This is a genomic window from Hymenobacter segetis, from assembly GCF_038448715.1.
GTDB classification, from domain to species: Bacteria; Bacteroidota; Bacteroidia; order Cytophagales; family Hymenobacteraceae; genus Hymenobacter; species Hymenobacter segetis.
In genome coordinates this window covers 1-12,837 of record NZ_JBCEVZ010000033.1, presented here as the reverse complement: position 1 = coordinate 12,837, position 12,837 = coordinate 1, and the positions used below count along the sequence as shown (strand labels likewise).

13 protein-coding genes and 2 tRNA genes are annotated in these 12,837 nt (G+C 59.2%); 7 read left to right on the top strand and 8 right to left on the bottom strand.

The genetic code is table 11. The features are described from left to right. Nucleotides 1-25: 25 nt before the first annotated feature. From AAFH49_RS13675 to AAFH49_RS13655, 5 genes are all read right to left on the bottom strand, one after another. A complete protein-coding gene (locus AAFH49_RS13675; protein ID WP_342298971.1) occupies nucleotides 26-526 on the bottom strand; it encodes a DUF1573 domain-containing protein in 501 nt (166 codons plus the stop codon). Nucleotides 527-658: 132 nt separating this feature from the next. Beyond that, nucleotides 659-1,657, bottom strand: a complete 999-nt coding sequence (locus AAFH49_RS13670; protein ID WP_342298969.1) for an isocitrate/isopropylmalate dehydrogenase family protein — start codon at nucleotides 1,655-1,657, stop codon at nucleotides 659-661. A gap of 128 nt (nucleotides 1,658-1,785) precedes the next feature. Next, nucleotides 1,786-2,097 carry a YtxH domain-containing protein gene (locus tag AAFH49_RS13665; protein ID WP_342298967.1) on the bottom strand — a complete coding sequence of 104 codons (312 nt, stop codon included), beginning with the start codon at nucleotides 2,095-2,097 and terminating at the stop codon, nucleotides 1,786-1,788. A 141-nt stretch (nucleotides 2,098-2,238) separates the two neighbouring features. Further along, a complete protein-coding gene (gene nusB, locus AAFH49_RS13660; RefSeq protein WP_342298965.1) occupies nucleotides 2,239-3,435 on the bottom strand; it encodes a transcription antitermination factor NusB in 1,197 nt (398 codons plus the stop codon). 176 nt (nucleotides 3,436-3,611) lie between these two features. Next, a complete protein-coding gene (locus AAFH49_RS13655) occupies nucleotides 3,612-4,703 on the bottom strand; it encodes a Glu/Leu/Phe/Val dehydrogenase dimerization domain-containing protein (protein ID WP_342298963.1) in 1,092 nt (363 codons plus the stop codon). A 267-nt stretch (nucleotides 4,704-4,970) separates the two neighbouring features. Between AAFH49_RS13655 and AAFH49_RS13650 the strand changes: the two genes are divergently transcribed. Both AAFH49_RS13650 and AAFH49_RS13645 read left to right on the top strand, forming a co-directional pair. Next, entirely contained in the window at nucleotides 4,971-6,755 is a 1,785-nt protein-coding gene (locus tag AAFH49_RS13650) for an ABC transporter ATP-binding protein (protein ID WP_342298961.1), read from the top strand. Nucleotides 6,756-6,761: 6 nt separating this feature from the next. After that, nucleotides 6,762-7,157 (top strand): VOC family protein, encoded by a 396-nt coding sequence (locus AAFH49_RS13645; protein ID WP_342298960.1) that lies wholly within the window; start codon nucleotides 6,762-6,764, stop codon nucleotides 7,155-7,157. Nucleotides 7,158-7,222: 65 nt separating this feature from the next. On the opposite strand, the gene AAFH49_RS13640 is transcribed toward AAFH49_RS13645, so the two are convergent. After that, the gene (locus tag AAFH49_RS13640) at nucleotides 7,223-7,687 is read right to left on the bottom strand and encodes a T9SS type A sorting domain-containing protein (protein WP_342298958.1); all 465 of its coding nucleotides are present in this window, start codon (nucleotides 7,685-7,687) and stop codon (nucleotides 7,223-7,225) included. A 177-nt stretch (nucleotides 7,688-7,864) separates the two neighbouring features. Between AAFH49_RS13640 and AAFH49_RS13635 the strand changes: the two genes are divergently transcribed. The 4 genes from AAFH49_RS13635 to AAFH49_RS13620 all read left to right on the top strand — a co-directional run bounded on the left by AAFH49_RS13635 (nucleotide 7,865) and on the right by AAFH49_RS13620 (nucleotide 9,844). Further along, nucleotides 7,865-7,938: transfer RNA gene (locus AAFH49_RS13635), tRNA-Pro, on the top strand. 106 nt (nucleotides 7,939-8,044) lie between these two features. Next, nucleotides 8,045-8,118: transfer RNA gene (locus AAFH49_RS13630), tRNA-Pro, on the top strand. A gap of 209 nt (nucleotides 8,119-8,327) precedes the next feature. Further along, nucleotides 8,328-9,005 (top strand): hypothetical protein, encoded by a 678-nt coding sequence (locus AAFH49_RS13625; RefSeq protein WP_342298957.1) that lies wholly within the window; start codon nucleotides 8,328-8,330, stop codon nucleotides 9,003-9,005. Nucleotides 9,006-9,130: 125 nt separating this feature from the next. After that, nucleotides 9,131-9,844 (top strand): hypothetical protein, encoded by a 714-nt coding sequence (locus AAFH49_RS13620; protein ID WP_342298954.1) that lies wholly within the window; start codon nucleotides 9,131-9,133, stop codon nucleotides 9,842-9,844. A gap of 9 nt (nucleotides 9,845-9,853) precedes the next feature. Here AAFH49_RS13620 and AAFH49_RS13615 read toward each other — a convergent pair whose 3' ends face one another. Beyond that, the gene (locus AAFH49_RS13615) at nucleotides 9,854-10,372 is read right to left on the bottom strand and encodes a hypothetical protein (RefSeq protein ID WP_342298951.1); all 519 of its coding nucleotides are present in this window, start codon (nucleotides 10,370-10,372) and stop codon (nucleotides 9,854-9,856) included. A 93-nt stretch (nucleotides 10,373-10,465) separates the two neighbouring features. Between AAFH49_RS13615 and AAFH49_RS13610 the strand changes: the two genes are divergently transcribed. After that, nucleotides 10,466-11,173 carry a hypothetical protein gene (locus AAFH49_RS13610; protein WP_342298949.1) on the top strand — a complete coding sequence of 236 codons (708 nt, stop codon included), beginning with the start codon at nucleotides 10,466-10,468 and terminating at the stop codon, nucleotides 11,171-11,173. A gap of 9 nt (nucleotides 11,174-11,182) precedes the next feature. Here the strand turns inward: AAFH49_RS13610 and AAFH49_RS13605 are convergent. Continuing rightward, nucleotides 11,183-12,837, bottom strand: a 1,655-nt coding sequence (locus AAFH49_RS13605; RefSeq protein WP_342298948.1) for an ABC transporter ATP-binding protein, incomplete at its 5' end; no start/stop codon positions are given.

The following is a 12,837-nucleotide window of genomic DNA, read 5'->3' as shown; positions in this document are numbered from 1 at the left end:
CGTTGGAGTAAGAAGCGGGAATAGGCTAGTTGGCCTTCGGAGTGAGTACGTTGCCTTTGATGAGAATGGTGGTGATGGTAGGCTGCGTATTGGCCCGCACCGCCACCTGCTTGCTGATGATGCCCTGCTTGCCGCGGCTGTCGAACTGCACTTCCATCTTGCCCTGGGCCCCGGGAGCCACGGGCTCCTTGGTCCAGCTGGGGGTGGTGCAGCCGCAGGAAGCGGTAGCGTCCTCAATCAGCAGCGGCGATTTGCCGGTGTTGGTAAAGGTAAACGTGTGGTGGACTTTAGAATCAGGTTGAATGTCACCAAAATCAAACTCAGCCTCGGCAAATTTCATCACCGGAGCATTGGGATTGGGCGCGGCTTCGTCGCTCACCACGTTGGGGTTGTCCACGGTGGGGTTGGCGGCATCAGATTCGACGGTTGCGGCGGCGTTAACGCCTTCGGTGCCTACTTCGGCGGTTTTGTCGTGGTTGCAGGCTCCGAGTAGGAGCGATGCGGCAAGGAAAATCGGGTATTTCATTGAATTGAAAAGGTGTTTTATTCTGTCATCCTGAGCGGAGCGAAGGACCTTATCACAGCCGAACAATTCGTTCTGACTTGATAAGGTCCTTCGCTCCGCTTAGGATGACAGACGGCACACAACCGTATAAAATTACAGCTTGGCAATAATGCTTTGAGCGAACTGGCTGGTGCTGGCTTTGCCGCCGAGGTCGCCGGTGCATTCTTCCTGGTTCAGCAGGGTGGCTTCCAGGGCTTTGTCGATTTGCTCAGCCTTGGCGTGCTCGCCGAGGTGGTGCAGCATCATGATGGCCGAGCGGAGCAGGGCGGTGGGGTTGGCTTTGCCTTGGCCGGCAATGTCAGGGGCCGAACCGTGCACGGCTTCAAAAATGGCCATGTTGTCGCCGATGTTGGCCCCGGCTACCACGCCCAGGCCGCCCACGAGGCCGGCGCAGAGGTCGGACAGCAGGTCGCCGAACAGGTTGGTGGTCACAATCACGTCGAACTGCTCGGGCTTGTTCACGAGCTGCATGCACATGTTATCGATGATTTTGTCCTCGAACACAATCCCCGGAAACTCGTTGCTGGCCTCTTTGCAGGCATTGAGCATCAGCGTGCCGGCCATTTTAATGATGTTGGCCTTGTGGGCCAGAGTCACCTTTTTGCGGCCGTGCTTGGCGGCGTAGGCAAAGGCGGCGCGGCAGATTTTGCGCGAGCCTTCTACCGTGACGCGGGCAATGGCGTCGGCGATGCCGAGGCGCTCGTCGTACACTTCCAGGCCCGAGTACAGGCCTTCGGTGTTTTCGCGGAAGAGCACCAGGTCGATGCCTTCGTAGCGGGTGTGGATGCCGGCCGTGGTTTTGCTGGGCCGCACGTTTTGGTAGAGGTCGTACTTCTGGCGCAGCGTCACGTTGATGCTGCGGAAGCCCTTGCCGACCGGCGTGGTAATCGGGCCTTTGAGGGCCACCTTATTCTTTTCCAGTGACTTGAGCAGCGCATTCGGAATCAATTCGCCCGACTGGTCAAACGTCGTTTGGCCGGCATTCTGCTCCTCCCACTGAATGGGCACCTGCGCGGCAGCAAAAATATCGGTTACCGCTTTCGTGATTTCGGGGCCTATGCCATCGCCGGGAATAAGGGTTACTACGTGCATCGTACTGGTAATAAATGACTGAATGAGAAAGCAAAGAACGGAATGAGTGAATGAGCGAAGACTGAATTTTCATCAGCTGTTCACCCATTCTCCCATTCCGTCAAGTACTTAGGCACCCGTAAAAAAAATTAAGCGCCCTTGCGGGAATTGATTTGGTTGATGAGTTGGTCAACATCGCCGAGTAACTGTTCGGCTTTGGATTTGGCATCGGAAATCACGCGCTGGCCTTCGCTTTTGGCCGTCGATTGGCCCACGCCTTCGCGGCTGGTCACGAGGCTATCGGTGAGGTCAGCGAGCACCGAGCGGTACTTTTCGAGCTGGTAGCTGAGCCAGGAGCGGGTTTCGGTGCCGGGTTCGGGGGCATAGAGCAAGCCAAGGGCTGCGCCGGTGAGGGCGCCGCCCGCGAAGCACAGGATGCCGGTGGTGGTTTTGCTAGCCATGGTCGTCGAGGATTGGGGAAGAGAGGTGAGAATGTTTTCAGAGCTGCGTACGCAGAAACGCGGCCGTAGATGCAAAAGTGGCTATATCGGCCCAATGTTCAGCCGCAGGCCATAATGTTGCCGTTCGCCCGCGCCCGGCGCTTACTGGTTGTCCAGCAAGCCGCGGCCCGATTTGCGAATGTCGCCGCTGGCGGCCAAATCCGTTGCCAGCTTGTCCAGAATGCCGTTAACAAATTGTTTGCTTTTGGGCGTGCTGTAAAGCTTGCTGATTTCAATGTACTCGTTGATAGTGACTTTCACCGGAATGCCGCGGAAAAGCTGCATCTCGGTAAGGGCCATTTTCAGGATGATTTTGTCGAGCAGGGCCACGCGTTCCACGTCCCAGTTCTGCACCGAGCCGGCGATGAGCTTCTCCATCTTGTCGTCCTCGATGAGCGTCTGCTTGTAGAGCGTTTCGGCAAACTCGCGGTCGTCGGCCCAGTTGGCCGAGAGGTTCATCAGCTCCTGCGTGGGCTCGGCGGTGAAGGGCAGCATTTTCAGCGTCTTCAATACCAGGTTGCGCACGATGGGCCGGTTTTCCTCCCAGTTCAAATCATCGGATTCGAGCTGGCGTGGTAGCGCTTCGCCTTTGAAAACGAAGTCCTTGTAAATGTGACGCAGGATTTCGAGGTCCGTGTCGTAGTCCATCTCGGGCTGGTCGATATCCTTGCCGTTGAGGTAGGCCAGCACGGTTTCGTCGGCCTTCATTTCCTCCCAAGCGGCGCGCAGGGCCTCCAATTCCTCATTGCCTTCCCAGGCCAGCTTGCGCCGGATGGTCTGGCTCTGGAGCTGCTCGTTGGCCATCAGCTTGGCAATGGCCTTGTTCTGGTGCAGGCGGGTGGCATCCTGGGCATCCTCGCGCGGGCCGAGTCGGCGGCGCTCCTCACGGCTCTGCTCTTCCTCAATCACGCCGAGCAGGGCGGCGGGCAGGTTCAGCAGGTGCAGGTATTGGTCGTGAATGCTTTCGGCGCCCACCAGCAGCTGGCCGGCGTAGAACTCGCCGTCCTTCTTCACCTGGTTCTGGAAGGAGTTGATGGCATCGGTCACGGCCTTGTCCACGGCTTTGTCGTCCGTTTTCTCGGGCATCACGCCGGTGCGGTACCAGTCGCGCAGCTGGGCTTCGCCCATCTTGCGCTGGCCTTCCAGCAGGCGGCGGTCGGGGGCCTCTTTGGCCGTCAGGTCGGGCTCGAAAGCCGCCGCGATGCGGTCTTGCGCCAGCATTAAATCAGCTCCCACCGCCTGGTGGTAGGAGTAGAGCGACTGCATGACTTTGATACGGAGGAGGCGGCGATTGAGCATATTGGTCTGGTAATCAGTTGTTGGTTGTCAGAGGTTAATCTGAACGAAGAAAGCGCGTCATGCAGAGCGCAGCGAAGTATCTTTACCGCAGTCAGTAATCCAATTAAATGAATTGCGTTGCGCGGGCAAGATGCTTCGCTGCGCTCTGCATGACGTTCTTTTTTCGTTCAGGCTAACTAATACGTCGACTTCACCCGGCCCACGCTGGCGATGCGCTCCTTGGCCTGCCGGATGGCGGCGGCCTGCGGGTGCGTGCCTTCTTCTTCGGCCTTGGCCAAAACCTGGAGGGTGAAATCGTAAATTTTTTCGGTCTGGGTGAGGGCACCCTGGCGGCTGGCTCCCGTCACTTCGGAATACACGTTGATGAGGCCGCCGGCGTTGATGAGAAAGTCGGGGGCGTACACGATGCCGCGGCGCACGAGCTCGGGGCCGTGCTGGTTTTCTACTTTGAGCTGGTTGTTGGCGCAGCCGGCCACTACGCGGGCCTTCAGGCGCGGAATGGTGTCATCGTTGAGCGTGGCACCCAGCGCGCAGGGCGAGTAGATGTCCATTTCCTGGTCATAAATATCGTCGAGGCCTACGGCGGTGGCACCGAAGCGGTTGGCCGCATCCAGGGCGCGGTCTTCGTAGTAATCGGTCACGATGAGCTTCGCGCCCTCTTTCTGGAGGTGCTCCAGGAGGTAGGTGCCCACATGGCCCGTGCCCTGCACGCCAATGCGCTTGCCAGCCAGGCTCTCTGAGCCGAATGCCTTTTTAGCAGCGGCTTTCATGCCCATGTACACGCCGTAGGCCGTCACCGGCGAGGGGTCGCCCGAGCCGCCCATGCTCTCGGGCAGGCCGGCTACGTGCTTGGTTTCCATGCGGATATACTCCATGTCCTTGGTGGTCATGTTCACATCCTCGGCCGTGATGTACTTGCCGTTCAGGTTCTGCACGAAGCGGCCGAATTTGCGCAGCAGGGCTTCGGTCTTCAACGTTTTGGCATCGCCGATGATGACGGCTTTGCCACCACCCAGGTTCAGGCCCGAGATTGCGGCCTTGTAGGTCATGCCGCGCGAGAGGCGCAGTACGTCGTTCAGGGCTTCCGCATCAGAAGCGTAGTGCCACATGCGCGTGCCACCGAGGGCCGGCCCAAGCACGGTGTTGTGGATGCCGATAATGGCTTTGAGGCCAGTTTCGTGGTCGTGGCAATACACGACTTGCTCGTGCTGATGCTCGGCAATCTGGCCGAAAATCGACTCGGGGGCGATGATTTGGGTTTCAATCATGGGGATGAATTGAAGGTTGGTGGGAATTTGGGGATGGATGGTTGGGAAGAGTGCGGCGTAACTTTGTTGGGTCTTTGGGCTTGTACGAAAATCCAGAACGTCATGCTGAGCTTGCCGAAGCATCTCTACCGCGTAAGTAAATAATTACTACTGCGGTAGAGATGCTTCGGCAAGCTCAGCATGACGTTCGGTTTGACCATTGACTCATCGTTTCAGGCCGCAAAAGTACCGCTATTTTCCCGAACCGGCCCCCTTTCCACCCTGCCCGTGCGCGCATTATCCGCCGTTAATCCCTTCATCTTCCGCTACAAGTGGCATTTCCTCGCCGGGGTGCTGTTCGTAGCGCTAAGCACCTTATTGGCCATTTTTCCGGCCCAGCTGGTGCGCTACGCCTTCGATTTGGTGAACGAGGGCATCGACCTCTACCACCTCTACGCTGGTACCGAAGCCCAGAAGGGCGTGTATCAGCTATTTGGGCGCAACGTGCTGTTCTACGGCGTGCTCATCATTGCACTGGCGCTGGGGCGCGGCATCTTCCTGTTCTTCATGCGCCAGACGCTCATTGTCATGTCGCGCCACATCGAAAACGACCAGAAGAACCAGATTTACCAGCACTACCAGTCGCTGCCGCTCAGCTTCTACCGCCGCCACAGCACCGGGGATTTGATGTCGCGCATTTCGGAGGACGTGAGCCGGGTGCGGATGTACCTCGGGCCGGCCATCATGTATTTTTTGCAGCTGGTGCTGCTGTTCCTGCTCATCGTGCCGCTCATGCTCATGGTGAACGTGAAGCTGACGCTCTACACGCTGCTGCCGCTGCCGGTTTTGTCGGTCAGCATCTTCTATGTCAATAATTTGATTGAGCGGAAGTCCGACGAAATCCAGCGGGCACTGTCGGGCATGACGACCTTTGTGCAGGAGGCTTTTTCGGGGATTCGGGTGCTGAAATCCTTCGTGCGCGAGGCCGATTCGCACGCGCAATTCTCGGCGGCCAGCAACGAGTATAAAGAGAAGTCGCTGAGCCTGAACTTCGTGAACTCGCTGTTCTTTCCGCTTATTCTGTTCCTCATCGGCTTGAGCACGCTCATTACCGTGTGGGTGGGCGGCCAGGAGGTCATTCGCGGCACCATCACCACGGGTACCATTGCCGAGTTTCTGATTTACGTGAACCTGCTCACTTGGCCGGTCACGGCGCTAGGCTGGACTTCCTCTCTGGTGCAGCGCGCCGAGGCCTCGCAGGCCCGCATCAACGAATTCCTGGACCAGAAAACGGACATCATCTCGCGCCAAAATGTGCAGCGTGAACTGGACGGTGATATCGTGTTCGAAAACGTGTCGTTCACTTACCCCGACACCGGTATTCAGGCCCTGAAAAACGTGAGCTTCCGCGTGAAGCCGGGCCAGACGCTGGCCGTCATCGGCAACACTGGCTCAGGCAAAAGCACGGTAGCCGCCCTGCTCTGCCGCCTCTACGACGTCTCGGCCGGCGACATCAAAATCGACGGCACCGACGTGCGCGACTACTCGCTACGCGCCCTGCGCGGCCAGATTGGCTACGTGCCGCAGGACGTATTCCTGTTCTCCGATACCATCCGCAACAACATCAACTTTGGCCTCGACCAGCCTGATGAAGCCCGGATGCTGCAAGCCGCCCGCGATGCTGATGTGTACGAAAACATCCTCGCCTTCCCCGAAGGCTTCGATACCAAAGTGGGCGAGCGCGGCATCACGCTCTCCGGCGGCCAGAAGCAGCGCGTGAGCATGGCCCGCGCCCTGGTGAAGGAGCCCAAAATCCTGATTCTGGATGATTCGCTCTCCGCCGTTGATACCAAGACGGAGAATGCCATTCTGGGCAGCCTGCAGCGCATTATGGCCGCCCGCACCAGCCTCATCATCTCGCACCGCGTGAGTTCGGTGAAGCTGGCTGATGAAATCCTGGTGCTTGACGATGGCGTGATTGTGCAGCACGGCACCCACGATGCGCTCATGGCTGACGCGGCGGGATTGTATAAAGCGCTGTATGACCGGCAGCTGCAAACCGAAGAAGCCTAACTGCTCATGAATCAACGCCTGGCTCACGTCACCCTGCTCGTTCGTAACTACAACGAAGCCATTGCCTTCTACACCAACGTGCTCGGATTTACCCTGGCTTCTGACCTAGACATGGGCGGCGGCAAGCGCTGGGTGGTAGTAGCGCCGCCTAGCGCGGCCGGTTGCAGCCTGCTGCTGGCCGAAGCCAAAACCGACGAAGAAAAGCGCGGCGTGGGCCACCAAGGCGCGGGCCGCGTCTGGCTATTCCTGCATACCGACGATTTCTGGCGCGACTTCCCCGTGCTGCAAAGCCGCGGCCTGCATTTCCTCGAAACGCCACGCTCCGAGGTCTACGGCCACGTTGCCGTCTTTGAGGACCTGTACGGTAATAAATGGGACCTGCTGGAGCCGCTGGCCGGATAGTCAGGTAACAAAAAAGGGCCGTTACGCTTAGCGTAACGGCCCTTTTAATTTATTCAAGCGCGAGCTTACTGCCCAATCATGACGCGGCGCATGCCGGTTTTTTCATAAGCCGTGCAGCGCACGATGTAAGCTCCGGCCGGCAGCTGGCCCACGTTGAGCACGGCCGGGGTCTGGCCGTTCATCATGGTGTAGGTGATGACGGGGCGGCCGCCCGCATCACTCACTTCCACGCGGGTGGGGCCGGGGTTATCGGTTTTGACGGTGAGCTTGCCGGCCACGGCATCGGCTTTCACCTTGATGGCGTTGGGGTTGGCAGCGGGGGTTTCGGGGGCCAGCGCGATGCGGCTCGTGCCCTCGGCCGGCGCGGCGGCGGCAACGGCCGTGGCGGGGGCCGCCACTACGCCGTTGGGCAAAATTGCTTCTTCTTTGGCCGGGGCCGCAGCGGCTGCGGTGGGGCTGGCCGGAGTCTGGGCCTGCGCCGCTGCCGAAGCCAACGTGCTGGCCAACACAAGTAGTAATAACTTTTTCATAAGTAGGATAAGAACAAGATGAGGTAAAACGGCTTGCGTAAAGCTAAGCAATTCCGGGACTGCTTGGGCCAAAACCGCTCCAAAAACCGGTCCTAAGCCACCATTGGCAAAACTTTATTTGCGTCGGGCTTGCACAGGAATCAAAAATAATCTTACCTTTGTCGCTCCAATACCAATCGGGGTGTAGCGTAGCCTGGTATCGCGCCAGCATGGGGTGCTGGAGGTCGTAGGTTCGAATCCTGCCACTCCGACGGAAGAGCAGCCGCTCTTGTAAAGCCTCCGAACTTTTGGGTTCGGAGGCTTTTTTCGGCCGCTAATATTGGAACAAGAAAACCGGCTGCCCCATCGGCCGGCTTTCGGGGTGTAGCGCAGCCCGGTAGCGCGCGTCGTTCGGGACGACGAGGCCGTAGGTTCGAATCCTGCCACCCCGACATTTCTCGCAAGCTTCAACGCCTCCGCCTCATCGGCGGGGGCGTTGTGCGTTTAAGCCAAGACGGGTAGCAAAAATAAAGTGCTGATTACAACAAGCAAAGGCTGCTTTACGGGGTGTTTATTGGCACTACAACCAAATTGCTTGAAGAAAGGCATGGAGAATGGGTGAAATCGCAAGAGCTTTGCGTTAAATTTTAATCCTTTCTTCATGAAAACCCCTCTACTTGTACTGGCTGCGCTAGGCAGTACGCTGACGGCCGCACAGGCCCAAACCACCATCGGCAAAGGCACGGGCCTGCTCACCGGTAGCGTGGGCTTCCACACCGAAACCGATGACTTGACCAGTAACGGCAATGGTGGGCTCAATAGCAAAAATACTTACCGCACTTTCCGGCTTGATTTTGCCGTTGGAGGCTTTGTGGCTGATAATCTGGCGCTGGGCGTGCAGCTTCAGCATACGGTGACGGGTGGTTCGTATAGTTCGTCAAGCAGCAACAACCAATCGGGGCCTCCTACTTCTTCCACTTTACGGGTGGGACCAATGGCCCAATACTACCAGATGTTTAGCGAGCAATTTGGCATGACGGCTACACTCGGTGCGGGCTACGAATCGGACTCGCAATGGGCCCAGCGGACATCCAGTTACCCGCCTTACTACTATTATTCGAACTTGAAAGTGAGCGGCTACTACGTGGCGCTCACGCCGGGTATCGTCTTTTTTCCGGTGCCGAAGTTTGGCTTGACGGCTAGCATTGGCAGCCTGAGCTACAATCGGTTAAAGGTTAAGGATACTGGCTCGGCCGACAGGTACCTTAGCGCGCTCGATGCTGGGTTTGGCTTAAGTCAACTGCAGTTTGGGGCCAACTATTATTTCGGCCGTAAGTAGCCGTTCGACCTCTAAGCACATGAAAAAGCCCTGGCTGCAATAGCAGCCAGGGCTTTTTCATGAGTTCATGAAATCGACAGTTTCGCGGCTTATATTCATAGCATCATTCAGTTAGTCCAGGATTTATGAAAATACTGCTTACGCTGCTGGGGCTGCTGAGTGCCGCCGGTTTTGCCCCACTGGACGCACAGGCCCAGTGCCACGCGGCCTTTGTTCCCTACACTGCCTGCCATCACAGCCACCACGATTCCTGTGAGGTGAAAAAGCCCTTTGTGCCAATCCGCAGGGGCGGTTCTATTGGGCTGCTGGGAGCTACGGACCGGGCGGCTACGCCTTACCTGGGGATGGAGGCGGAAGCGCACTACTGGCTGCTGCCCCGCTGGAGCGCCGGCCTGCGCGGCAGCTTCACCGGCGAAATGCCGGCTGCCCACGCGCCGGCCGAGGTGTATGCCGGGGCGACGCAGCCGCGCCTGGCACTTTTTAGCGCTACCTGGAATAACCAACTGCTTCTGGCCGAAAACACTCGCTGGCGGCTGGCCGCCGAAGCAGGAGCGGGACTGGGCGGGGCCAGCCTCTACGACAATGCCCAGCAGGTGCAGCGCAAGGGGCAGGGCTGCGGCTGCACCACGGCCAAGCGCCTCGATACGGCCGTGGCCCCGGTGACGGAAATCGGCCTTATGGCCACGTACAAGCTACGGCGCGTGGATGGGCCGTGGCTGACGCTGCGCGGCGGCTACCGGCAGTGGTACGCCAGCGCGCCGTTTGGCACGGCCGACCAGTTTTCGGCCTACCTGCTGAGCGTGGGAGTGAGCGTGCCCGACATTACGCGCAAGCGCTAAGGCGGCCGGCTACTTCACGCCCACCCACACTTCCGATTCCTCGTTGGCCCCGAAGCGCTCTAGGTAGAAGTCGCCACGCTGGGTGAGCTTCTGGGCTTTCACGGCTTCGAGGGCGGCGGGGTAGAGCTTGTTGGGGGCCAGCAGGTAGCTTACGCCGCTGAGGCGGGCGGCCAGGATGCGCTGCCCGGCCGGCACCACGCGGTAGCGAAAGCCGGTGGGCAAGGCCTGCGTGGTATCGGCCACGGCCAGGCCGATGAAGGCCTGGATGGTATCGTGGGCCGTTTCGGGGTCGTTGAGGTAGAGGTTGGCGAGGTCGCCGTGCAGGCGGGCCTGGGCATCCTTGGCCTGGCGAAACAGTGTACCAAAGGCATCGCCGGTGACCTTGCCGTGGAAGGGCTGGCCGGCCAGGTACAGCGGCGCGACGGTGGTTTCGAGGGTGACTTTGGGCTCGCGGGTGCCACCGAGGTAGGCGTAGGTGCCGGCCGCAATGATGGTGAGCAGGATGATGGCGAGAAAGAGGTAGCGCACGGCGTGGGGAAACGGTTTACATTGCAGTAGGGCAGCGCGAAAACACGAAATCGGTCGGCCTATCTACCAAGCTACAAACTTACTCGTGCGCTCATGAAGCTCTACCGGATACTACTCGTGATGCTGGTGCTGGCCGGGCACCGCGGGGTGGCCCAAACCACCGAGGCTCCTACCGAATGGCCGGCGCGTCGGTGGTCGGTAGGCACCCAACTGGCCTTTTATCCGCGCTTTGCCTTTGTCGAGGCGGCCGATGAGCGTGGCATAGAATCCGTCCGGCCCTGGCCCGTGATGCCGGCCATCACCTACCAAATAAGGCAAGTGGGGAGCTTCGAAGTGGGGTTATTGTTGCGAACGATGCCGAGGCGTACCGCCACCGTCGCCGACAGTTATGGTACGAGTATCCGGCAGCGCAGTGCCAATTCCTGGGCCGTGCCGATAATTATCCGGTCGCACTTGCCACTGCCCGACCGTGGGCGCTGGCAGGCCGATTTTGAAATTGGGTTCATGCCCCTGGCCGCGACTTACCGCGAGGAAAGCACCTATACCGATGCCCGGACGGGCCAGCAATCGAATTCCGACATGAGTACATCCTACCACGACTTCCTGCTCGTCGGCGGCCTGGGCGGCGCGTATGCCCTCACGCCCAATCTGAAATTGACCGCCGATGCCCGTGTAACGTTCTCGTTGCTGCTGGCATTGGTTGGCTCGTATCTGACGAACCACGGCATCGATAACAATATCTCGGCCTTCGCCCCGGCCCTGAGTACGGGCGTGAGCTACCAATTTGGAAAGACGCTCTGAGCCAGCCGGCTATTCCTCGTTCAGCGAAGCATCTGCCACGATGTACTGCATGCGGTAGAGCTGGGCGTAGTAGCCGCCCGCAATGCGCAGTAGCTCCTCGTGGGTGCCGGTTTCCTTGATTTCGCCTTTGTCGAGGACGATGATTTTGTCGGCTTTCTGGATGGTGCTCAGGCGGTGGGCGATGACGAGCGAGGTGCGGCCCTGCATCAGCTTTTCGATGGCCTGCTGAATCAGCTCCTCGGTTTCGGAATCGACGGATGACGTGGCTTCATCCAAAACAATAATGTGGGGCTGGTACACCATGGCCCGCACGAAGCTGATAAGCTGGCGCTGGCCCACGGAAAGCGTGGCGCCGCGCTCCATTACGGGGTAGCCGAGGCCTTCGGGCAGGCGCTCGATGAAGCGGCGGGCCCCTACGAGGTCGGCCGCTTCCCAGATTTGGGCGTCGGTGATGGCTTTATTGCCGAGCGTGATGTTGTCGCGGATGCTGCCGGCGAAGAGGAAAACATCCTGGAGCACAATGCCGATTTGGCGGCGGAGCAGGCTGAGGTCGTATTCGCGCAGGTCGCGGCCATCGATGAGGATGCTGCCGCTCTGGATGTCGTAGAAGCGGCTCAGTAGGTTGATAATGCTGGTCTTGCCCGCGCCGGTCGCGCCTACGAAGGCGATGGTCTGGCCGGGCTTCACGTGGAAGCTGATGTCTTTGAGCACCCAGTCGGGCTCGTTGTAGGCAAATTTGACGTGCTTGAATTCCACGTCGCCTTGCAGCTCGGCGGGGGCGAAGGTGCCGCTGGGGGCCACCAGCTCCTGGTTGTCGAGGAGTTTGAGGAGGCGTTCGGTGCTTACCAGACCGAGTTGCAGGGTGTTGAACCGGTCGGCAATCTGGCGGATGGGGCGGAAGAAAAGCGCGTTGTACATGATGAAGGCGATGAGCGCGCCCTTCGAAATCGAGCCCTCAATCTGGCCCTGCGCGGCGTACCACACCAGCAGGCCCACGCCAATGGCCCCCAGCACCTCGGCCACCGGGAAATAGATGCTGTAGTAGAGCACCGAGCGGATGTTGGCTTCGGTGTGCTCCTTGTTGATGGCGGCAAACTTGCGGTACTCGCGCTCCTCGTTGTTGAAAATCTGGACCACGTTCATGCCCGTGAGATGCTCCTGCACGAAGGAGTTGAGCTTGGCCACGGCCGTGCGCACATCCTGAAACGAGCCCTTGATTTTCTCCTTGAACACATACGTGCTGAACAGCAGCGGCGGAATTACCGAGAGGCTGATGAGCGTGAGCCGCCAGTCGATGTAGAACATGAAGGCCATGATGAAGAGCAGCTGCAGAATGTCGCCCACCATGGCCGCCAGGCCCTCACTGAACACGTCGGATAGGGTTTCAACATCGGAAATATTGCGCGTCACGAGCACGCCGATGGGGGTCTGGTCGAAGAACTTGAGCTTGAGGCTGAGCAGGTGGCGGTAGAGGTCGGTGCGGATATCGCGCACGATGTACTGGCCCAGCCAGCCGCCGTAGTAGGTCTGCAGATAGCTCACGCCGGCGTGGGCCACCAGCAGCACCAGCAGCAGCAGAAACATGAAGTTCAGCCCCTTCATGTCGCCCTGCTCGATGCTGACATCGACCATGCGCTGGATGAGAAAGGGCCGCAGCGTGCCTA

Coding starts and splice junctions, on each gene's coding strand:
- AAFH49_RS13645 (WP_342298960.1), top strand. CDS start 6,762: ATGAATCAACGCCTGGCTCACGTCACCCTGCTCGTTCGTAACTACAAC.
- AAFH49_RS13620 (WP_342298954.1), top strand. CDS start 9,131: ATGAAAATACTGCTTACGCTGCTGGGGCTGCTGAGTGCCGCCGGTTTT.
- nusB (WP_342298965.1), bottom strand. CDS start 3,435: ATGCTCAATCGCCGCCTCCTCCGTATCAAAGTCATGCAGTCGCTCTAC.
- AAFH49_RS13675 (WP_342298971.1), bottom strand. CDS start 526: ATGAAATACCCGATTTTCCTTGCCGCATCGCTCCTACTCGGAGCCTGC.
- AAFH49_RS13665 (WP_342298967.1), bottom strand. CDS start 2,097: ATGGCTAGCAAAACCACCACCGGCATCCTGTGCTTCGCGGGCGGCGCC.
- AAFH49_RS13625 (WP_342298957.1), top strand. CDS start 8,328: ATGAAAACCCCTCTACTTGTACTGGCTGCGCTAGGCAGTACGCTGACG.
- AAFH49_RS13670 (WP_342298969.1), bottom strand. CDS start 1,657: ATGCACGTAGTAACCCTTATTCCCGGCGATGGCATAGGCCCCGAAATC.
- AAFH49_RS13655 (WP_342298963.1), bottom strand. CDS start 4,703: ATGATTGAAACCCAAATCATCGCCCCCGAGTCGATTTTCGGCCAGATT.
- AAFH49_RS13640 (WP_342298958.1), bottom strand. CDS start 7,687: ATGAAAAAGTTATTACTACTTGTGTTGGCCAGCACGTTGGCTTCGGCA.
- AAFH49_RS13610 (WP_342298949.1), top strand. CDS start 10,466: ATGAAGCTCTACCGGATACTACTCGTGATGCTGGTGCTGGCCGGGCAC.